At 71.6% G+C, this 22,116-nt stretch carries 12 protein-coding genes and 1 tRNA gene; 4 read left to right on the top strand and 9 right to left on the bottom strand.

From position 1 onward, the window contains the following. The 7 genes from ACQRWP_RS17360 to ACQRWP_RS17330 all read right to left on the bottom strand — a co-directional run bounded on the left by ACQRWP_RS17360 (nt 1) and on the right by ACQRWP_RS17330 (nt 11,904). Entirely contained in the window at nt 1–804 is an 804-nt protein-coding gene (locus tag ACQRWP_RS17360; protein WP_430496097.1) for a class I SAM-dependent methyltransferase, read from the bottom strand. Between the two features lie 62 nt (nt 805–866). After that, on the bottom strand, nt 867–1,613 hold the full coding sequence (locus tag ACQRWP_RS17355) for a methyltransferase domain-containing protein (RefSeq protein WP_430496096.1): 747 nt from the start codon (nt 1,611–1,613) through the stop codon (nt 867–869). A gap of 137 nt (nt 1,614–1,750) precedes the next feature. Next, nucleotides 1,751–4,099: a DUF3488 and transglutaminase-like domain-containing protein gene (locus ACQRWP_RS17350; protein WP_430496094.1), complete on the bottom strand. Its 2,349-nt coding sequence runs from the start codon at nt 4,097–4,099 to the stop codon at nt 1,751–1,753. Continuing rightward, complete coding sequence (locus ACQRWP_RS17345; RefSeq protein ID WP_430496093.1) at nt 4,093–5,265, bottom strand: DUF58 domain-containing protein; 1,173 nt, start codon at nt 5,263–5,265, stop codon at nt 4,093–4,095. Before ACQRWP_RS17345 ends, ACQRWP_RS17350 begins: the two co-directional genes overlap by 7 nt. A 14-nt stretch (nt 5,266–5,279) precedes the next feature. Beyond that, nucleotides 5,280–6,275: an AAA family ATPase gene (locus ACQRWP_RS17340; RefSeq protein WP_124815999.1), complete on the bottom strand. Its 996-nt coding sequence runs from the start codon at nt 6,273–6,275 to the stop codon at nt 5,280–5,282. Nucleotides 6,276–6,302: 27 nt separating this feature from the next. Beyond that, nucleotides 6,303–8,927, bottom strand: coding sequence for a fibronectin type III domain-containing protein (locus tag ACQRWP_RS17335; RefSeq protein ID WP_430496092.1), 2,625 nt, complete (start codon nt 8,925–8,927; stop codon nt 6,303–6,305). 193 nt (nt 8,928–9,120) lie between these two features. Then, nucleotides 9,121–11,904 (bottom strand): tetratricopeptide repeat protein, encoded by a 2,784-nt coding sequence (locus ACQRWP_RS17330; protein ID WP_430496090.1) that lies wholly within the window; start codon nt 11,902–11,904, stop codon nt 9,121–9,123. A 232-nt stretch (nt 11,905–12,136) separates the two neighbouring features. Here ACQRWP_RS17330 and ACQRWP_RS17325 point away from each other — a divergent pair. After that, nucleotides 12,137–12,220 (top strand) — tRNA-Leu (locus ACQRWP_RS17325). A gap of 2 nt (nt 12,221–12,222) precedes the next feature. Here the strand turns inward: ACQRWP_RS17325 and ACQRWP_RS17320 are convergent. Next, the gene (locus tag ACQRWP_RS17320) at nt 12,223–13,023 is read right to left on the bottom strand and encodes a zinc ribbon domain-containing protein (protein WP_430496088.1); all 801 of its coding nucleotides are present in this window, start codon (nt 13,021–13,023) and stop codon (nt 12,223–12,225) included. A gap of 523 nt (nt 13,024–13,546) precedes the next feature. Between ACQRWP_RS17320 and ACQRWP_RS17315 the strand changes: the two genes are divergently transcribed. Continuing rightward, a complete protein-coding gene (locus ACQRWP_RS17315; protein WP_430496086.1) occupies nt 13,547–15,217 on the top strand; it encodes a glycoside hydrolase family 10 protein in 1,671 nt (556 codons plus the stop codon). Between the two features lie 395 nt (nt 15,218–15,612). Next, nucleotides 15,613–18,573 (top strand): family 16 glycoside hydrolase, encoded by a 2,961-nt coding sequence (locus ACQRWP_RS17310; RefSeq protein WP_430496084.1) that lies wholly within the window; start codon nt 15,613–15,615, stop codon nt 18,571–18,573. Nucleotides 18,574–18,843: 270 nt separating this feature from the next. On the opposite strand, the gene ACQRWP_RS17305 is transcribed toward ACQRWP_RS17310, so the two are convergent. Further along, the gene (locus tag ACQRWP_RS17305; protein WP_430496083.1) at nt 18,844–19,902 is read right to left on the bottom strand and encodes a hypothetical protein; all 1,059 of its coding nucleotides are present in this window, start codon (nt 19,900–19,902) and stop codon (nt 18,844–18,846) included. A 922-nt stretch (nt 19,903–20,824) separates the two neighbouring features. On the opposite strand from ACQRWP_RS17305, the gene ACQRWP_RS17300 reads away from it, so the two are divergent. Continuing rightward, nucleotides 20,825–21,310: an Lrp/AsnC family transcriptional regulator gene (locus ACQRWP_RS17300; protein ID WP_430496081.1), complete on the top strand. Its 486-nt coding sequence runs from the start codon at nt 20,825–20,827 to the stop codon at nt 21,308–21,310. Nucleotides 21,311–22,116: the final 806 nt, after the last annotated feature.

Here is a 22,116-nt window from a genome sequence, read left to right as displayed (position 1 = left end):
CTACCGCGTTGGGACGCGTCCGACGGCCAGGAGATGGGCGCTGGCACTGATCAGCGCCGGCTCGCTGCTGTAGAGCCGGGCCAGGTCCAGCGCCGCGGCGAAGACGGCGTCGTGCGCCGGCCCGTTAGCGGCCGCCTCCGCCGCCGTCCAGGCCGGGCCCTCCACCCCGTGTACGACGACATCGGTCAGCCCCGCGGCCGCGCACTCGTCGGTGATCTCCTCGACCCGGTGGAAGTAGGCGTGGGTGAAACCGATCCGCGGGTCGTTGACGCCGTCGCTCAGCAGCGCCCTGGCTTCGTCGAGCAGCCTCTCGTCGAGTCGTCCGGTGGCCGCGAAGTCCAACGGGCCGGCGAAGCGGGAGATGACGGCGGCCACGACGAGACCGCCGGGGCGGGTGACCCGGACCGCCTCGCGGAGGGCCTGGAGCCGGTCGGCGCGGCGTACCAGATGGTAGAGCGGGCCCAGCAGCAGCGCGGCGTCGTACCCGTCGTCGGCGTCGGGAAGCGCACGCGCGTCGCCCACCTGTGCCTCGACCGGAGGGTGCCCGTCGCGGGCCTGCGCGACGTGGTTCGGCACCAGGTCGACGAGGCGGACCTGGTAGCCGGCGGCGACGAGGGCCCGCGCGTACTCGCCGGTGCCCCCACCGATGTCCAGCACCCGGGCGCCGGGACCGGGCAGGAGATCCCGCAGGAGCTGCGTCGTGCGGATCCACTCCAGTCGCGCCTGCGGGCGGGCGGTGAGCCGCTGGTCCTCGCGGTAGCGCTGCGTGTAGTAGTCGACGATGTCGCTCGTTTGCTGATCCACGCCTCGATGGTCGTCGGTGTGTGGTGCGTGGGCCAACGGATTTCACTCGTCGGGCTGGCCGGTCATGGCTGCTGGCGTGTGGCGGTCACCAGGGTCATCCGGCGGGGTGCGGGCGCCTGGCGCACGTCGCGGAAGCCCGCTTCGGTGAGTTGGTCGGCTACCCATTGCGGCTCGATGCGCAGCTTGCGGTAGGAACTGGCGGACAGTGTCCAGTCCCGTTGACCGGTCCGTTGATGGAGCAGGTCGTGGACGGTGACGACGTCGGGCTCGTATTCAAGGAAGCAGGTCAGGATCGAGTCGGCGTCGGCGTGCACCGGGATGAACCGGCTCGTCCCGGTGAGGCTCGTGGTGAGGTCGCGGAAGCTGAGGACGAGGCGACCGTCCGGTGCCAAGGCGGCGTACAGGTCGACGAAGAGCTGGGTGACGGCCCGACGGTCTGGCAGGTGGGTGAGCGTGTCTCCCATGCAGACCGCCAGCTCGGCTGTGCCGGCGGGAAGGGCTGCCGCGACCTGGCTCAGGTCGTCGTGGACGGCGCGGATCGCCGGATGGTCACTGGTGTGCAGCTTCAGTTCGGCGAGGAGCTTGGCGCTGCTGTCGACCGCTAGGACGCTCGGATAACCCATTTTGGCCAGTGCGACCGACTGGAAGCCGGAGCCGCAGCCGAGGTCGACCGCGAGGCCGGTGCCGTTCGGTTCCGCGACGCCGGCTTGACGCAGAGCATCGAGCTGTTCCTCGACGAGAGCTGGGTAGGGCGCACCGAACATCCACGTGTAGTGGTCGGCGAGAAAGCCGTCATAGTGCGGGTTCATCAGCGCTCCACAGTGGTCGACAGTTGGCCTTTGAGTAGTTCACAGGACGGGGAGCCGGGCCATCCCCCAACGCCGGGAGCGCATCCCCTGCGCAGGGGAGGAGGCGCCTGTCGCCGGTGTTGCTTCGGTGCTCCCGCTCATCGGCGGGCGCGGCGCAGGGGAGACGGGTGCACGGACCAGAGCAGGCGGCGCCACCAGGGGCGCGCGGAGCGCAGGGTGGCCACGTAGGCGGTGGCCACCTCGGCTGCGCGAGCCGCCTGGTCGGGCGTCGCGGCACCGGGGGCGAAGCCCACCTGATTGAGCAGGGCCGCCAACTCGTCGACAGCCGGGCTGGACGCGTCCGTCGCCGCCGTGCCGCTGGCGGGCGCGACGGCGTCCGGGTCGGCGGTCGGGTCGTCGCCGGCCGTGCCCGCTCGGGCGTCGGCGAGGGTCTGGCGGGCGTGCCCGGCCACCTCGGTGGCGGCCAGGTCGTCCCCGACCGGTCTGCCGGCCAGCCGGAGCGCGTCGGTGACCTCCCGCCAGGCGCCGGCGATGCGCTGGCCGGGGTCGCCCCCTACGAGCCGGCTGCGGGTGAGGGAACGGCGCATCGCCAACAGGGTGAGCAGGAGTGCCCCCACCACCAGCAGTAGACCGCCGCTGCCGCCGGCGACCAGTACCGGTGTGGAGATCCCGTCCGGGCCGGTCGGGGCGTCGGGCGCGGCTGCCGGCTCCGGTGAGGCGCTCGGCTCCGCGGTCGGTGCCGGTGCCTCCGAGGGGGGCGGGTCCTCCGGCGTCGGGCGGAAGTCCTCCTCCACCGGTCGCGGTTCGTCGTTGGGGCGGGGCAGCGGGTCGAACGCCACCCAACCCAGCCCGTCGAAGAGCACCTCCGGCCAGGCGTACGCGTCACCGGCCAGCACTGGGCCCTGCCCGCTGGTCCGGAAGCCCACCACCACCCGTGTCGGTAGCCCGGAGAGCCGGCCGAGGACCGCGAAGGCCGCCGCGAACTGCTCCGAGGTGCCCTCCTGCCCGCCGCCGTTGCGGGGCCCGAACAGGAAGAAGCCCAGATTCGGGTACGCGTGCCCGCTCGGGGCGTCCGCCACCACCCGGTAGTGCTCGGCCAGGAACTGCTCGATCGCCGACGCCCGCGCGAACGGCGCGCCGTTCTCCTCCGCGAGCTGGGTGGCCAACCGGCGCATCGGGTCGGGCACCCCGTCCGCGACCCGCAGCACCCGGGCCACCTCATCGCCGGCGGGCACGTTCGCGCTGGCCAACAGGTTCGAGTCCGGGCGTTCCTCGGCGGAGGTCACCGTGTACCGCAGCCCCGGCGTCAGCCCTTCCGGCCGGATCAGCGTTCCACTCGCCGGGTCGTACGCCACCCGCGCCCCACTGACCTCCCGGGGCGTCGCCACGGCGGGCAGCAGCCGGCCGCTCAACTCGGCCACGCTGATCTGCTGCCGGACCGTCTGCACAGTGCTGTCCCGGGCCGCGGTCGCGGCCGGCAGGATCCGACCGGCGTTGCGGTACGTCGCGCCGACGCGCCAGGTCACCCCGTCGTAGTCGCTGAGCACCGCCAACCGGATCCGCACACTGCGCGCGGTGTCCGCCGCCGGGTCGGCCTCTGGCGGTGAGTCGGCGGGCGGCGTGTCGGGGCGCTGCGTGCTCACGTCGAGGAGCTTCTGCTCCGGGTGCAGCGCCCAGCCGGAGATTCGGATCAACGGGTTCTCGTCGAGCGTCTGCACCTGCGGCGGCTCCACGTAGCGGCGGGGGTCCACCGGGCGGCCGTCGACCTGCTCCGCGACGACCGGGCCGAGCAACGCGACCAGCCCGACCACCAGGGCCACTCCGAGCGCCGCGCTGGCGGCCAACCGCAGTCGCACCGCCGCGCGTACCCGGGGGGCCAGCTCGGCGGTCGGATCGCCGCCGCCCGGCGCGGTCCGGGTGGGGGTGGCCAGGCCGAGGGCCGCGACCGCGACGAACACCACTGTCGATCCCACTGCCGGTTCGGCGTTTGGGCCGACCACGTAGAGGGCGGCGGCATAGAGCCCCGCCGCCGGCAGGTAACCCAGCAGCACCCGGCCGGTGCGCAGCGCCACCTCCGCGCCGGTCAGCCCGGCCAGCCAGGCGGCGACGACCGGCACCAGCACCGTGTCCGGGGTGGGTTCCACCGGGATCATCGCGGTGAGCAGCCGGGGGATGCCGTTGCGGGCGGCGTCCGCGGTGACCTCCAGCAGGCCGCCCGGCAACTCCGCGCGGGTCGCGGCCAGCCGTAGCGACCACAGTGTCCAGCCGGCCATCGCGGCCACCGACACCGGCGCCACCAGCCAGGAGGGCAGCCGCCGGGCGGCCACGCTGACCAGCACCGAACCCGCCGCCGCGCCGACGACCAGCCAGGTCAGCAGGTTACCGGCGTACACCCGGCCGAGCACCACCCCGGCGAGCGCCGTCAGCCCGATCAGCGCCAGCGGCAGGATCGCCGCCCGCAGCACCCGCAGGGCGCCCGTCACCACCGGCGTACCCCGTCCCACTCGGCGGCGAACTGCGCGCCGTCCGCCGCGTCGACGACCACCAGGCCGGCGGTGCCCGGCGGCGTCGGTTCGGCCGCGCCGAACACCCCGACCACCACCGACGGGTACGCGCCGCGCAGCGCCCCGACGTGCCCCAGCTCGTCCCGGCCGCCCGGCCCGGTCAGGAAGATCAGCGTGTCGCCGAGCCGGTCCTGCCGCAGCCGGGTGGTGGCCGCCCGCACCGCGTCGCCGTCGGCGGACAGGTCGGCGGCGGCGAGCCGGTCCAGCGGCCCGAGAGGGCCGTCGGCCTCGCCGTCGGGCGTCGTGACCTGCGCCGGCTTCGCGGCGACCAACAGCAACAGCACCGGCAGGTCGGCGCGGTGCGCGGCGGTGACGATCGACGCCGCCGCCTCACAGGCCGACTCGAACGACTCCGCCACCCCGCCGACCCGCTGCGGGTGCGCGGCGGTGCGGTTGTCCAGCAGGACGACCAGGTGCGGCAGGCTGGTGTCCACGTTCTCCCGCACCATCAGCTCACCCACCCGGGCGCTGGTCCGCCAGTGCACCCGGCGCAGCTCGTCGCCGACCACGTACTCGCGCAGCGAGTCGAACGTGATCGACCCGTGCGGGACCCCGTCCACCCGGCCGTCGAGGCTGCGCCCCGCGCCTCGGGGCACCGCCGTCAGCGGGTGGATGCGGGGGTGCACCCAGACCGGCACCGCCGCACCGTACGGGCGGGCCAGCGCCACCAACCCCAGCGGGTCGCGCCGGGTCACCCGCAGCGGACCGACCGGCACCACCCCACGCCGGTCGGTCGGCACGTCGTAGCGGACCTCGGTGTCCCGACCGGGTCGCAGGCGCAGCACCGGCACCGGCACTGTCCGCTCCCCGCACCGGTCCTCGGCCAGCAGGTTCGCCGAGCGCAGCCGCCCGGTGTTGCGCACTGTCAACGTCATGCTCGCCGGCTCGCCGCGCGCCACCCGGTCCGGGTCCGCGCGGCGGGTCACCGTCAGCCGGGGCCGCCAGGCCGCGACCAGCGCGGCGTAGCCGACGGCCGCGCCGGCCGCCGCGCCGAGCAACGTCAACTCGGGGTACGCGAACCGGAAACCCACCCCCAGCAGCACCACGGCGGCGACGAGCAGCCCGACCCCACGGGCGGTGATCCCCATCGCGCTGCTGCCGGTCAGCCCTGCACCGGAGCGGGTTGCCCCGACGGCAGCGGCACCGGCACCGAGGCGACGGCCTGGCGCAGCACCTCCGCGGGGGTCATCCCGCGCACCTGGGCGTCCGGGGTGAGCAGCAGCCGGTGCGCGAACACCGCCTCGACGAGCGCCTTCAGATCCTCCGGCATGATCCAGCCCCGCCCATCGATCAGCGCGTACGAGCACGCCGCGCGGGTCAACGCGATCACGCCCCGGGGGCTGACCCCGACGCGTACCTGCGGGTGGGTGCGGGTGGCCGCTGCCAACCGGACCGCGTACGCGTAGAGCGGCTCGGCGATGTGCACCCGGCGGGCCATCCGAACCATCTCGCCGACGGTGGCGGTGTCGGTGACCGGGGCGAGCGCCTCGGGGGACCGCACTGTCGCGCCGCGCAGCACCTCGACCTCGACGGCCTCGTCCGGGTACCCGACGGACAGCTTCACCAGGAAACGGTCCAACTGCGCCTCGGGCAGCCGGTAGGTGCCGTCCATCTCCACCGGGTTCTGCGTGGCGACCACCAGGAACGGCGACGGCACCGGGTGCCGGACCCCGTCCACGGTGACCGTCCGCTCCTCCATCACCTCCAGCAGCGCCGACTGGGTCTTCGGCGACGCCCGGTTGATCTCGTCGGCGATGACGATGTTGGCGAAGACCGGCCCCGGATGGAACTCGAAGTCCCGGGTCGCCTGATTGAAGATCGTCACACCGGACACGTCCGAGGGGAGCAGGTCGGGCGTGAACTGGATGCGCCGCCACTCACCCTTCACCGTGGCGGCGATGGCCCGCGCCAGGGTCGTCTTACCGACCCCGGGCACGTCCTCCAGCAGCACGTGACCCTGCGCGAAGAGCGCGGTCAGCGCCAGCCGCACCACCTGCGGCTTGCCGAGCACCACCGCGTTGACGTTCTCGGCCAGCCGGGCGGCCAGGGCGGCGAAGCCCTGCACCTCCGGCTGGGTGAGCGGCTCGTGGGTGTTCACGGTCGGTGGTGCTCCTCGCCTGGTGTTTCAGCAGGTGGGCAGGACGTGGATGGTGTCGCCGCCCTCCAGGTTGAGCCAGGCCCACGGGATGTAGTTCTTCCCGCTGAACTCGACCTGCACCCACCAGTTGCTCTGCTTCTGGTTGTTGTAGATCCACGAGTCGACGTTCTCGCCCGACTTCTTGCAGTACGCCTTCAGCCGGGTGCCGGGCTTCGCCCAGCCGGCCTGCTGGTCGTTGTCCTGCCGGGTGACCTTGAAGACCTCGTTGCCGTTGCGGCCGTCGACTTCCTTGTTGCAGTAGGTCCGCTGGTCGCCGTCGGGCCCGTTGTTGCAGGTCGCGACCCCGAACAGCGGCTGGGTTACCTGCGCCTTCTTCGCGGTGCCCTTACCGGCGGCGTTGCTCGCCGTCACCGTGAACGTGTAGTTGGTGCCCGGCGTCAGGCCCGTCATCGTGATGCTGGAACACGCCCCGGCCTTCGCCGGCTCGCCCGTCGTGGTCAGCGTGCAGGTGGCCTGACCGCCACCGGCATCCACAGTGAACGTCACCGTCGCCCCGGTGGCCGTCGACGACGAGCCGGTCACCGTGACCCGTGGCTCGGCCACAGTGCGGGCGGTGGCGGTGGCCTCCGGGCCCGGCCCCGCCTCGTTGACCGCCTTCACCTTCACCGTGACGTTCTGGCCGTTGCCCAGCCCGGTGACGGTCGTACGGGTGTCGGTCACCTCGCTGACCCGCCCACCGACGTCCACCAGGTACTTCGTCACCGGCCGACCGTTGGCCTCGGCCGGCGCCCACTGCACCGTCACCGCGCCCGGCTGGTTGGCGACCGTCCCGGCGCGCAGGTCGAGCGGCCGACCGGGCGCCGCGAACGGCACCACAGTGTTGCTGACCGGGGACGCCGCCGACCCGGCACCCTTGCTGTTGACCGCCACCACTGTGAACGCGTACTGGGTGCCGAACTCCAACTCACCGGCGGGCACCACCAGCTCCGTCTTTGTCGACTCGCCGGCCGGCGCGTTCGTCCCCGCTGAACTGGCCGTCACCGCGTACCTCGCGATGGTGTTGCCCTGCCCGTTCGCCGCCGGCCACTTCACGAGGACAGTGCCGTCCGGCCGCTCCTGTGCGGTGACGCTCGCCGGCGGGTCGGGCACTGCCGCGGTCGGCGTCACCGGGTTGCTGTTGCGCGGCGGGCCGTCGCCCATGGCGTTGACGGCGTGCACCGCGAACCGGTACGTCTCCCCGTTGGTCAGACCCTTGACCTCCACCGCACGCTGGTTCGCGCCCACCTCCAGGCGCTGCCCGGCGCCCGCCACCACGTACTTGATGATCTCGGCGCCGTTGGCGGCGGCCGGGCGCCAACTAACCCGCGCCTGGGCGTTGCCGGCGGCGGCGGTGACGCTGCGCGGCGCGCTCGGCTTGCCCACCCGCGGCTTCTTCGGCGGTGGCGGCGGTGGGGGTACCGGCGGCGGGTCGCCGCCGAGCACGTCGTTGGCGTACTTGTTGACCTCGCGCACCTGGTGCTTGTCGTCCACCACCCGGGCGGTCGCCGAGTCGGGGGAGTTGATGAACAGGTGGTTCTCCCGGACCTCCAGCTCCAGCGGTCCGTTGGCTCGCCCGCGGATGGTCTCGACCAGCTGACCCGCCGCGTCGAAGGAGTAGATGGTGCCGGTGGCCTCGTCGGCGCAGTAGAACCGGTTCGCCCAGGCCACCGCCGGGCTGAGCCGATCCCCCTCACCCGGCACTGTGAACCCGCTCTCCTGCCCACCGTCACCCACCAGCAGCACCCGCCGGTCGGCGGTCACCGTGATTGGCACCCGGGGGCCGCTGGTGCGGGCGGGCAGCGCCGCCGGGCCGGACAGCGTCAGCGGCGTCGGGTGCACCTCACCGTGCTGCACCCGCACCAGCTTCCCGGCCGTCCGGTCGAGCACCGCCACCCCGTCGTCCAGGGTGGAGACGACCAGCTCGTGGCTGGCGTCGGCGACGTCGTACGACTCGACCCGCTGCGGGCTGAGCCCGGCGCCTGCGGGCGCGGCCGACGCCGGCGCGGACGGCAGCTTTGCTGCGGTGATCGCCGAGACGGTGCCCTCGCTGGGCACGGCGATCCAGAGTCGACCCTTGCCGTCGAATGTGCCGCCGGTGATGCCCGGCGGATAGCGCACCGGCTCGCCCACCGGGGTGAGCGACCGCGGGTCGAGCTGCCGGACGATGCCCTGCACGGCGTCGACGACGAACGCCGCGTCCTCGTGCAAAGCGACACTCACGCCCAGGCCAGGGGTGGTCCGAGTGGTCGCGCTGAGCTGAAGGGTCGCCAGGTCCAGGGAGCTGACCTGCCCGGTCTGCAGGTCACGCAGGATCAGCAGCCGGTCGGTCTGGGTGATCTGCATCGGATGCTGCCGGGCGCCGGGGATCTCGGTGCGGGTGTCCACCCGGGCGGTGACCCCGTTGACCCGGGCCAGCTCGCTGCGCGCCGCGCTCCACAGCCAGGAACTCGCGTCGTAGTTGGCCACCGCGTTGTCCGCCGCGCCCAACCCGAGGGCGGTCAGCCCCATGGCGGCCAGCAGCGCGGCCACCGTGCCGACGGTTACCAGCCCGCCGCGCAGCCGGGACCGGGAGCGGGGGGCCTCGGTCTGTACGGCGTCGTCGATGCTGGCCACAGCCGGCTGCCTCCCCTGAGTCGTGGCAGGTGGCGCGCCTCGCGGCGACCCCTCCCCTGAGCCGGGTGCCATCATATGGCGCTGGTGGTGGCGGGGGAACCCGCACCGTCACCCCTGTGGATACCGAGCGTGTGCGTTGTGGACGTCCAGCTCCGCCCGGATTCCGCTCCACTCAGCGCGGTTTCGGCTCGACTCAGCGCGGCGACGGTCGGCCCGACGGCTCCCCACTCGACGTGGCTTTGCGCTCCCGCGCGGTGCAGACCTGCCCCGAAGTCGCAAAGCTGTCAGTGGAGTAGACCGCCAACACGGTGAAACAGTGATCCACTCGGGAGTTCAACCCGTTGACCGTGTAGCTGGTCCGGCCCGGGTCCACGGTGGCGATCACGCCCAGGGCCTGCCCGGCCCTGCCCGCGGCGACCATGAACGGCACCGCGCCGCCGCTCGGGTCCGTCCAGGTCAACGTGATCGTGGCCGAATCGTCGCGCAGCTTCAGGTCGCCCGGCGCCGGCCCGACCGCCGTCGGCGGAGCTGCGGCCGTCGGCGCGGTCCCGGTCGGCGGCGGGTCGTCGCGGGTCAGCACCACCGCACCCAGGCCCGCCACCGCCGCGACGGCCACCCCGGCCGCCACGACCGCGCCGATCAGCACCGCCCGGTTGCGGCCCGTCGAGCCACCCTCATCGGCGTACGCCGACCGGTACGCCTCCGGCGCCGGGTGGTACTGCTGGCCCGGGTACGGCGCCTGGTGCTGGTCCTGAGTCGGGTACGGCTGATGGTGGTACTGCTGAGCCGGCGGCGGTGCGGCCGGCGGCGCCAGCGCCGGGTCGGCGCTGACGGCCGGTGACCAGGCAGGCTGCGCGACGGGGCTCGGCTGCGCGGCGATGGGGCTTGCCTGAGCGATGCTCGGGTGTGCCGGGGCGGCCGTGGGGTGCGTCTGCGCGGCGGTGGAGTTCGTCTGGGCGGCCGTCGGGGTGGGCTGGGCGGTGGCGGGCCAGCCCAGACTGGCCTCGACCCCAACCGGGCCGCCTTGCGCCGGAACGGACGGCAACACCACGGTCTCGTCGGACAGCGCGCTACGGGCCCGCTGAGTCGGCACCACCGGGGCGTCGAGGATGCCCAGCCCGGAGTCACCGTCCGCACCGGTGCGACCCGCGTCCATCCTGGTCTGCCCAGCGGCCGTGCTCTGCCCAGCGGCCGTGCTCTGCCCGGCGTTGACAGCCTGCGCAGCCGCCGTGGTCTGCGTAGGCGTCGTGGTCTGGGCGGCGGAGTCTGCACCTGGAGTCGGTAGGGGCTGCGGTGGGGCGCTGCTGCTCCAGGGCGGTGCGGTCAACCCCCACGGTGGCACGGGTGGTGCGCTTACCGGAGGCGCGGAGACGGGTGGTCCATAGGGCGGCCCGGAGACAGGCGGCCCGAAACCGGGCGGCGCGGACACCGGGTAGGTGTGCCCAGGTGGTGCGGACACCGGTTGGCCGTAGCCGGGCGGCCCGGACACGGGTTGGCCATAGCCGGGCGGCGAGGACACCGGGTAGCTGTGCCCAGGTGGTGCGGACACCGGTTGGGCGTAGCCGGGTGGCCCGGACACGGGTCGCCCGTACTCGGGTGGTGCGGAGACGGGTGGGCCGTAGCCGGGTGGTGCGGAGACCGGGTACGGCTGCGCCGGTGGTCCCGAGACCGGGTACGGCTGGCTGGGGGGCGCGGAGACCGGATGGGGGTTCACCGGCGGTGCGCTGATGGGCTGGGCCGGTGGTCCGCTCACCGGGTACGCCGGCCCCGGGTGGTCAACGGCAGGGAAGGGCCTGCCCGATGACGTCGCCTCGGCGCCGGACACATTGTGCGATTCGCTTGGCGCGGTTGACCGGGCGGCGGCCCGGGCCGCTTCCTCGGCGAGCAGTGGCTCGATCTGCCGTACCCGGATCGTGGGGTCGTCCCAGCGAGGTGCCGGCGTCGCCGGTGTCGCCGGCGGGACGGTCGACGTCGGGGCGGTCGGGGTCGACGGCGGGGGTGGCACGTCGACCACTGGCGGTGTCGCCTGGTCACCCACCCGCTGACGTGGTGCCACGGCCGGCCCGGATGGCGGTCGGTGCGGTGACCGCTGCCCGGCCGGCGTCGTCGGCGGGTCTTCAGCCCTCGGCCGGGGCATCGGGCCGCCCGTTGGCCGGGACGGTCCGGACGGTTGCTCGTCGGCACGTTGACGCGGTGGCATCGCAGGTCTGGGTGCGGCCGTCGGCGGGCCGGGCTGCGCCGGCGCGACCGAGGAAGCTGTCGGCTGAACGGGCGCCGCTCGAGGGGCGGTAAACGGTGCCGCAGTGGCGTTGCTGGGCGACGCGGGTGCGCGTACCGCTGAAGGGGTTGGTGGGGGCGCGGCCGGCGGTTGCGGTGGCGCCCAGGGTGAGACGGCCGGCGGCGTGCCACCGGCGGAGGGCCGCATCGCGGCGAGAGTCGCCAGCGACAGGGTCGGGCCGGACAGCGCCGACCGGGCACCCGACTCGGTCATCGGGGCGCCCGGGGCCGGACCGGACGTCGCCGCGGGGTGCTGCTCGCTCGGCGCCGACGGGGGTGGGCCCAGGTAGTCGCGGGCTGCGCGTACCGCTGGGTGGTTCTCCCCGAGCGCGGCGGGCCCTGCGGTGGCGACGCGGGTGTAGTTGCGGCGGGCCTCGTGCCGGTTGCCGAGCTCCTCCGCTACCTCGGCGAGTTCGAAGGCGAGGGCGAGCATCAGCGGGTCGGAGTGCTCCCAGCGCCGCTCGCCCGCCGCGAAGGCCTCCTCCAGCAACCGGCGGGCGGCGAGCGGGTCGTCCCCCTCCCGGTGCAGCCGTGCCAGCACATGCGCGGTGTGCAGCACCTCGGGATGGTCGTCACCGTAGGGCGGGGGAGCGGATTCGACGGCCTCCGCGAGCAGTTGCCGGGCGGCGCTGAGGTCGCCCGCGGCGCGCAGGGCGAGGGCTCGGTGCTGGGCGGCTGCCAGGGGGGAGGGACGGGACACGTGGCAATGCTGCCGTCATAGGGCCGCCGGACGCTACCCGGACACGCTCCGACTGTGTGTCGGTGTGGCCGTTTTGAGGCGGCCTGAGCAGCGGTGGAAGCGCCGGGGGAGAGGCGCCGGAAGGCGATGTGCATGATCCACGAGTGGCGTGTACAGTAACTCCCCGTGCGGCCCGCTGTGCCGACGACTGGTGGAAAGATCATCTGGTCGGCGAGGTAGGCTGAACGTGTAGGTCCGGGTGGCGGAATGGCAGACGCGCTAGCTTGAGGTGCTAGTACCCGTATAGGGTGTGGGGGTTCAAGTCCCCCCTCGGACACATTATTTCCCCACGAAGCGTGGTTCTTCTTCGCGTTTCGAGCGATCCCCGTCCCGTTGGGCGGGGATTTTTGCTGTCGTGGCGAGGAAGCTCCCCGCCGGCTTGAGCGGGTAGATCGCGGTCTCGGCTTCGATGGTCCACGCGTGGTGGTCACACACCATGATCATGTGGTTGGTGCGTAAGTAGGCGACCAGCTTTTCCGGGCCGGAGCTGCGCAGTGCGGGATGGCGACGGTGTAGCCCGCGGTCGTGTCGGATGCGGTCGAGCAGGTGGTCTTCCCGGATGTAGAGGATCTTCGGTTGGGCGGAGGTCCTGGTGCGGGTGCTCGTGTGTCCGTGGCGGCAGCGGTAGCCGGGTCGGCCGTGGACCCAGGGGGAGTCCATGATCCGGCCGCAGATGCCGCAGCACACGAGGCCGGCTAGGAGGTAATGGCGAGGAGTGCCGGACGGCTCCAACACGGCCGTGCTGGCCGGCCCCGCCCGCTGCGAGGCCATGCACGGGTGGACACCGGGAAGCAGCGGCAGAATCACCGTCAGCGCGATCCCGACGTGCAGCAGTCCGAGCAGCGCCCCGATCCACCAGGTGGCGCGGTTCAGCAAGGCGAACGCGGCCGCGTAACCGAGGGCGAAACCCTGACCGACGCAGAGGTGGATGAAGAACCCGACGACCCGGGCCCGATCGGGATTGTCGGTGACGAGGGCCCCGAGCACCAACGGAATGTCGAGCCGGGTGAGGCCGGCCAGTTGCGCGGTGATCATCGCCGCGGTGAGCGCACGGTGGCCACCAACCCGAACAAAGCCCATCCGGCCCAGTCCCTCTCAGCGGTGGTTGACGTCGCGGGCGTTCTCAGTCGGTACGGCCGCTTCGGCGGCGCAAGCGCCGGCGACGCCCGGTCTCCCGACGCAGGCGTCGGGCGGACGCGCAAATGACCGGGTGTGAGCTGCCGAACCGCGGATCCGAGCTGTCGTCACCGGCACGCCGAGGTCTTCTCAGTCATCGCTCCACCCTCCGGCTGGACAAGGTGAAGATCCTGCGGAGCCGGACCGGACACCCGTTCCACACCAGCAGGCGACGACAGTGGCCGCCCGGCTTATCGCCATAAGCGACCGGACCGATCACGCTGGCCTGCTCACCGAGATACGTGGAACGCCGTCACCATCACCCTCGGCGACCGCTTTCCACCAGCCGCTGAAACCTGGTGCCCGCGTGACACTGCCCGGACGGGGCGAAACGGGGGAGCGAGCTGGCGTCGCGCGGGCCTTAGCTGACCGTTAAGTAACGGGCCGCCTGGTTCACCCGGTGAGCCACACTCGGCAGACTGTGACAATGCCCGCCGCCGAGCCGTCCGCTCCCACCACCCACCGTCGTCGTACCCAGGCTCTCGTCGCGGTGGTCGTCGTGCTCGCTGTGGCGCTTGGGGTGGGCGGATGGTCGCTGCGGCACCGGGTTGTCGGCGACGGCGGCGCACCGAAGACCGGGGACGTCGCCGCGTTCGGCGCGGCCACCGACGCCGGCCCGGCGGGCGGTCCGCCCAGCTGCGCCGGCCGGCCAGCCCGGGCGCCCCGCGAGCTGCGGGGCATGTGGATCACGACGGTGAACAACATCGACTGGCCGAGCCGGCGCGGGCTGCCGGCCGAGACGGTGCGGGCGGAGTTCCGGGGCTGGCTGGACCTGGCCGTGCGGCACAACCACAACGCGGTCTTCGTGCACGTACGGCCCAGCGGGGACGCGCTCTGGCCGTCCAGCTACGCACCGTGGTCGGAGTGGCTGACCGGGCACCGCGACGGCCGCGACCCGGGTTGGGACCCGATGGAGTTCATGGTCGCCGAGGCGCACGCCCGCAACCTGGAGTTCCACGCCTGGTTCAACCCCTACCGGGGCGGCCAACCGGCCACGGTGGGCGGCCCCGGACCGAGGCTGGACCAGCTCGCGCCGGCCCACCCGTTACGGCACCACCGCGACTGGGTGGTGACCTACCCCAGCGCCGACCGGCCCGGCAGCCGCCTCTACTTCAATCCGGGCATCCCGGAGGCGCGCACGTTCGTCGAGGACTCGATGCTGGAGGCGGTCCAGGGGTACGACGTCGACGGGGTGCACTTCGACGATTTCTTCTACCCCTACCCGGAGGCCGGGCAGGACTTCCCGGACGACGCGACGTTCGCCCGGTACGGCCGGCGCTTCGCGGACAAGCACGCCTGGCGCCGGGACAACGTGAACACGCTGGTCCGGGAGATGAGCGACCGGATCAAGGCGATCAAACCGTGGGTGAGGTTCGGCATCAGCCCGTTCGGCATCTGGCGCAACGAGCGCACGGATCCCGCCGGCTCCGCGACCGCCGGCCTGCAGAGCTACGACGACATCTACGCCGACACGCGGCTGTGGGTGCGGAAACAGTGGCTGGACTACGTCGTGCCACAGCTCTACTGGCACGTCGGGTTCGCCAAGGCCGACTACGCCAAGCTGTTGCCGTGGTGGGTCGACACCGTGCGGGGCACCAGGGTGCAGCTCTACATCGGTCAGGCCGACTACCGGGTGGGTGAGCGCGGCGCCTGGCGCGACCCGGCCGAACTGGACCGGCAGTTGGCCCTCAACCGCCGAAACGGCGTGCACGGAAGCGTGCACTTCAGTGCCAAGCAGGTCCGCGCCGACAAGCTCGGGGCGGTCAGTCGCTACAGCCGCGTGCACTACGCCAGCCCGGCGCTGGTGCCCACGATGGCGCAGCTCCCGGCGGCGCCGCCCGCCGCACCCACGCTCACCGACGCCCGGCGTGCGGACGCCGGCGGGGTGGCGCTGGCCTGGCGCGGCGACGGCGCCACCAGCTACGCGGTCTACCGGGTGGACGGCGACGAGGCCCGGCTCGTCGGCACCGCCCGAGGAACCGGCTGGATCGATCGCACCGCCCCGACCGACCGTCCCCTCTCCTATTGCGTGTCCGGGCTGGATCGCAGCGGGAACGAGGGCCGACTCGGCACTCCGATCTCCGTCGCCGGGCCCTGAGGGATACCTACGACAAGGTGCCGACCGCCAGCCGGTGAGGCGTCCTTCGTCGGCGCCCCGCGCCGGTCGGTAGTCACCGCGCCACCGTGGTAGCGGCGTTTCGTCGGTCTCGCGCTGCCTTTGCCTCCGCTCCGCGACGCCGCCACATGCCCCGCTCGCGCTGCCCCAGATGCCACCAAGGTCATGGGCCAACAGGGGCGACTTTTATCCAAAAATCTAAAAGTTCAGCTTGATCGATCCAAAGTGATAGCGTCTGCGATCTATCTTTTGTGTTCCGAGACCGTACTGGCCCGTCCAGGGAGGAGAAAGCGCCTCCTACCTCGGCCAGGACCCACCCACCGGGAGGAACCATGCCCGCACCGAACCGATGGCGCCGTCGCCGTCGCGTCAGTCTCGTGGCCGCAGGTGCCTCTGTCGCGGCCCTGCTCGCTGCGGTCCCCATCACCCCAGCCGGGGCCGCACCCATCACCGCCGATGTCCCGCCGCAGGAACCCGGCGTCACCCTGCGCTCGTACGACATGGGAGCTCCGCTGTCGGCGCTGTGCGACCTCAAGCCGGCACAGACACCGAACGTCGACAAGCTCATGCCGCAGGTCAGCTGGACCACCACCGACGAGTTCGGCCTCTCCGACCGGTTCATCAGCCACGTCATCGCCAACCTCGCCGCGCCCGTCGACGGCGAGTACACCTTCCGGCTCACCAGCGACGACGGGTCACGGCTGACGATCGGCGATCAGCGTGTCGTCGACCACGACGGGCTGCACGGCGAAACCTCCAAGGAAGGGTCGACCACCCTCAGCGCCGGCCTGCACCCATTACGCATCGAGTTCTTCGACAACGGCGGCGGCCAGGTCCTGCGGCTCGAATGGCGCCGCCCGGGTGCGACCAGCTTCGAGCTGGTACCGAACTCCGCGTTGAGCACCGACGCCGACGTCGTACGCGTCACCGCCCCGGGATGGAAGTACTGCGAGGGGGCCACCGACTCGGCCGGCGACGGCCTGCCGCTCGACCGGGTGCACCCGGGCTACACCCTCACCGACCTGCGCCCCGAAGGGCTTCAGCCGCAGGTCACCGGTATGGCGTTCCGGCCCGACGGCGACCTGATGATGTCCACCTGGGGCGGCACCGACAACGCGACTGGCGAGATCTACGTTGTCGAGGGCGTCACCGGACAGACCAGCCCCGAGCAGGTGGCCTACCGTAAGTTCGCGGAGGGGCTGCGCGAGCCCCAAGGCGTCGCGGTCGTCGACGGCACCGTCTACGTCAGCCAGAAGCACGAGCTGACGGCCCTGCGCGACACCGACGGCGACGGCCTCGCAGACGACCGCCGCACGGTCGCCACCTGGCCATGGGGCGGCAACTTCCATGAGTTCGCGTTCGGCCTGCTCTACCGGGACGGGTACTTCTACCTCAACCTCTCGGTCGCCATCGATCTGGGCGGCGCCACCACCGTGCCCCAGCCGGCGCCGAACCGCGGAACCTCGATCAAGGTGGACGCCAAGACCGGCGAGATCACCTATGTCGCAGGAGGGCTGCGCACTCCCAACGGGATCGGGTGGGGCCCCCGCGGGGAGGTCCTCGTCACCGACAACCAGGGCGGCTGGCTGCCCGCGTCCAAGCTGGTCCAGATCCAGCAGGGGGCGTTCTACAACCACTACACGACGCCCGCGGGTCCGTTCGACGACAAGGCCGTGACGCGTCCCATCGTCTGGATCCCGCAGAACGAGATCGGCAACTCGCCGTCGACTCCGGTGCTGCTGAAGCAGGGGCCGTACGCGGGGCAACTGGTCGTCGGCGACGTGACCTACGGCGGCCTGCAGCGCGTGTTCCTCGAGAAGATCGAGGGGCAGTACCAGGGCGCGGTGTTCCGGCACACGCAGGGCCTGGAGGCCGGCGTCAACGAGGTCACCCTCGGCCCCGACGGCGCGCTCTACACCGGTGGCCTGGGCGCCGGCGGCAACTGGGGCCAGGAGGGCAAGCTCTCCTACGGCCTGCAGAAGCTCACGCCCAACGGCACCTCGGTCTTCGAGGTCAAACAGATGCGCGCGTCGCGTGTCGGGTTCGAGCTGGAGTACACCGAGCCGCTGTCGGCCGAGACCGCGCAGGAACTCGCCGACGCGTACCAGGTGACGCAGTGGCGCTACGGCGCGACGAGCCAGTACGGCGGTCCGAAGCTCGAGCTGGAGACGCTCAAGGTGGCCAAGGCCGAGCTGTCGACCGACGGCCGCACCGTCAAGCTCAAGATCCCGGGCCTGAAGGAGAACCGCGTGGTGCACGTGCGCTCCCCGCGTCCGTTCTCGTCCGCCGACGGCGAGGAGCTGTGGAACACTGAGGCCTGGTACACGCTCAACGAGATTCCGGGCCGGGTGGCGCAGCCGCAGACCTTCTTCGAGGCCGAGGAGGGCCGTACGGCCGGCGTCGGCATGGCGACCGACCACGCCGCCTACTCCGGTGCCGGCTTCGCCGCCGGGTTCGCCCAGGACGGCTCGTCGACCAGGATCTCTGCCGATGTCCGCGAGGCCGGGACATACGACCTGGCGATGCGCTACAGCAACGGTCCGAATCCGTACTCCGGCGAGAAGCAGCTGAGCCTCTACGTCAACGGTGAACGGGTCGAGCAGACGGTCTTCCCCTCCACCGTGACCTGGGAGGAGTGGGGCACCGTCACCACCACCGCGCGCTTGAACAAGGGTCGCAACGTGGTCGAGTACCGCAAGGAGGCAGCGGACTCCGGGCACCTGAACCTGGACGTGCTCGCCGTCCGGCCACACGGCAAACGCATCACGCTGTTCAACGGCGGCGAGCTCACCGAGTGGCAGCACACCGACGGGCGCGAACCCTCGTGGTCCGTCGCCGACGGCGCCATGACGGTGCGTAACGGGGACCTGCGCACGGTGGAGGCATTCGGTGACTTCCGGCTGCACGTGGAGTTCAACCTGCCGCTGTATCCGCCGGACGTGACCGGCCAGGCGCGCGCCAACAGTGGGGTGTACCTGCAGGACCGCTACGAGATCCAGGTGCTGGACTCCTTTGGCATCGACTTGCCGCAGAAGAACGACGCCGCGGCCATCTACACCCAGAGGGCCCCCGACGTGAACGCGGCGCTGCCGCCGCAGACCTGGCAGACGTACGACATCGTCTATCGGCAGGCCCGCTACGACGCATCCGGGCAGAAGGTCGCCAACCCTCGCGTCACCGTGGTGTGGAACGGCGTCAAGGTGCACGACGACGTCGAGATCCTCGGCCCGACTGGCGGCAGCCGGCCCGAGGGCCCGGCGACGGGTGCGATCCGACTGCAGGACCACGGCAATCCGGTCCAGTACCGCAACATCTGGATCGAGCCGCTGGACCGGTAGTTTCGCCAGTGGTCAGAACGCGGATGGCCGGGTACCGGTACGCCGGCCCGGCCATCCGCGGCACAGCCTCTGCCCTACTCAGCAGGGCACGCAGGTGCGGACTTGAGTGCCGTCCTCGTCAGCGAGGGCTACTGCCGAGGTGGTCCAGGCGCCCACCGCATGCCCACTCCACGAAGACATCCGCGCCCATCGACAAAACCGAGCTCGATCCCGTCAACAGATGCCCTCTGAGCCGCCGGAACTCCGAATTCATCAGGTACGGCTGGAGTATTAGCCGAGGGCCTCGCCATCGACAAGTGGCGACAGTCGAGTCGCCAAGGCTGCCTCGGTGGGATAGGTTACCGGCTCGCTATGATCGGGTCGGTCGTCGAGGTCGTAGTGGTAGGGCGAGCAGGCCAGGACTGGGCGGACATCGCTGCTCCCGGCAATCTCGAACGACGTCACATTACGACCAGTGCTCACCTCGTGGACATCGACCCGGTAGTGGCCCTGGTATTCCATCTCGGTGGACCCGTCCTCCCAGGCGCAGGAGCGGAGCGGCTCCGACGAGCGGCCGATCTGGTTCGGGCAGGCGATGAGCTGCACGACGTCCGGTGCCAGCCGGTCGGCCTGGACCTGAAGGTCGTGCGAGGTCCAAAGGCGCACGGCCACTGGGTGCGGGCCTGGTCCCCGATAGGACGGTGCGCCGCTGAAGGCCCGGCCGCCATCGCAAATCCGGAACAGGTCGTGGAAGTCACCAGGTCGCTCGCCGCGGATGATGTCGAGCGCTAGCGGCACGGCCGCGAACTGGGCGACGAGCACCGTCACCAACCCGGCGGACGCCATACTGGCGAGTCGACTTGCAGACCACGATGGACCAAGGGTCCGGTTGTCGATCGAACGGAGCAACGCTTTCCGTCGAGACACGGCCGGCACGACCAGTTCGTGCACTTGCCCGTCTTCATGCCAGGCAAGTGCGCCGCTCTGAGCGCGGAGTGCCCCCCATCGAATGGTCCACACCACCGCGTTCGACTCCGCCGACCAGATGAGCAGACCACGCTCGGCGACCACGAACCAGCGCCGCCCGTCGGGACCCGCAATCGGACCCCAGTGCCGCCAGGCGGCAGCCCCCCAGCAGAGGGCGGCGTAGCCAACCACCACCGGCCGCCAGTGCGGCGAGCCGACGAGAAGGAGCGCGCCTACCGCGATCACCGCCGGAAACGACGCGAGGATCAGCCAGCCGACGATCGAATCCCCGTTCCGGTGTTGCCGGTGCAGCCGGACGACCCGTCCGATCCCAGCCCGCTCCGCGTGCTCGGCGACCCCGCGTCGAAGCCGTCTGCCGCCCATGCCCACCTCCGTCTGCCGCCGAGGCGCCCGCATGACGTACCGCATCGAAGAGATGCACTGTCCGATCACGGCCGAGCATATAGCGATGCTGCCCCGAGCTTCCGGGCGTCGGGCTGTTGCTGAGCCTGGCGTGGTACGCGACCAGCACGCCGACTGCGCCGGCAGATTCCGGATTGTCTTTCCGCGCGCGGCCACGGTGGGTCGTTGGGCGACAGGCGTCGCAGTCGCCGTGCCGTTGTTGTTCGCAGCTACCCGGGACGCCTGGATGGCCGGTGTTCCCCTCGGTATCAGTGACGTGGCGATGCGGTATCTGTTGGAGACCGGCGGTCGGTGGCGTGGCGGTGCACTGGCCACCTTCGCCGTGGTCGGGGCGGGGCTGACGCTGGGACTTGTCGAGCATTGGGGAGAGGTATTCCCGGTGGTTCTTCCGGCTCGGCCTGAGGCAGGTGCCGGTGCGCCTGGCGGTGGTCCCTGCCAGCATCCACTGGTAGCCGCGCCGTGCCGTACGACCCGTCGCCCGGCACCTGAGCTAGAGCCTGGTCGGTGGCCTTCCGAGTCGGTTCCGTCCGCGAAGGCGAACGGGGCCAGGACGAGGTCGCCCGGCCTGACACGAGCGACATCCGCGCCGACCTCCTCGACGACCCAACCCACTCGTGTCCCATGCGATCGCCGGGCGTGAACGACTCCTGGCCCCGGTAGGGCCAAAGATCGGAACCGCACACGGCGGCCAGGGACACCCTCACCACGGCGTCGCCACGCTGCTCGATGATCGGGTCGGGGACGTCGATTGCGTCCACCCGGCCAGCCTCGTACAGCACCGTCGCCTTCATGGTCGATAACAGTAGGCAGCAGCAGACCCTTCGCCTATGCCATTTCGATCGGGATCGGGGGGTGCTGACCGTCGATAAGGAGTTGACTCTTCGTGACGACCGACGAATCGTCATCTTGGGATGCTGCGGATGTCGCGATCATCCGCGAGCTCAGCCGCGACGGCCGGATCAGCGTCGCCGAGCTTGGCCGCCGTGTGTCGCTGAGCCGCCCGGCGGTCGCGGAGCGGATGCGGCGGCTCGAGGACTCCGGCGTCATCAAGGGCTACGGGGTCCACCTCGACCTTGCCCGGCTCGGGCTGGGCCTACGCGCCCATGTGTCCCTGCGTCCCCGGCACCGTTCCGTCCGCAACGCCCAAGGTGCGCGTGAGCAGCTGCTCGCCGTGGGGCACGTGCTCTCCTGCGTGCATGTCACCGGGCACAACTGCTATGAGCTGGCCATCTCCGTGCGGGACGCGGAGCACCTGGAGCAGGTCATCGAGCGCCTCATGGAACTGGGCGACACCACCACCAGCGTCGTCTTCTCCGAACCCGTACATCCACGTGACGTCGACGTCGCCGCATGGATCCGAGGCAGCTGAGCCACGCTGCCGTTGTCGAGTAGGTCGAGCGCGGGCTCGGCCGGCTGAGCGTCCAGCCGATCCGGCCGGCGACGATCTTGAGGTCGCCAGCTGACCCGCCCGGTGTGATCTGCGTGTGGTCGTCAGTCGGGGCGGTACGTCGGGTCAACGCGGGTCACTCCCTGCTACCGCAGGTCAGCCCGCAGGTCCTTCACTGACCATTCGCGCCTGAGATCCGGCCGCCGGCTGCTGCTCCCGTTGCGGTTTGTGCCCGCCCGCCCGTGCGGGCCGGGAGGCCCAACTGCGTTGGTCGGGCGTTTCTGGAACGCTGCTCCCAGGCACCTGATCGGGCCCTTTTGCACGGTGACCTCCGCGGCGGCGCCGGGGATCACCAATGCAGCTAAACTTGCGTGAGTCTCAGCGTCGCGCTGAGCGTCATCGACGGTGGGGCAATGGGTCGTGTCGCCCCACGGAATTGAACTACCACGCCTCCAGTACCGCAGGTGCCCGAGGGACTGTCCGCGTCACCGGCGGCGAAGCTGCAACATAGTGACCCTTATGGACGGAGTGGTGGCGGCGACCAGCGGCAACGCCCGAGTTTCAGTTCCGCGTGGAACGTTGAGCGCCAGCTGCTCTTCACCGATTAGCGTCAAGGCCCCGGTAGGCGCGACCGATGTTCCTCAATGGATGCGTCAAGGACACGCTCGCAAGATCATGCCGATCTGAGGCAGCGCCGGAGATTCAACGCGGTCCTGAAGCGAGGTGGCCCAGGGTCGCTGCACGGATCGCCCGGGGTGATGTCTACTGGCAACGCCGGATATCGGAAT

The sequence above is a fragment of the Micromonospora trifolii genome (assembly GCF_050516465.1).
Classification (GTDB): Bacteria; Actinomycetota; Actinomycetes; order Mycobacteriales; family Micromonosporaceae; genus Micromonospora; species Micromonospora trifolii.
This window is presented reverse-complemented; position numbering and strand designations above follow the sequence as displayed.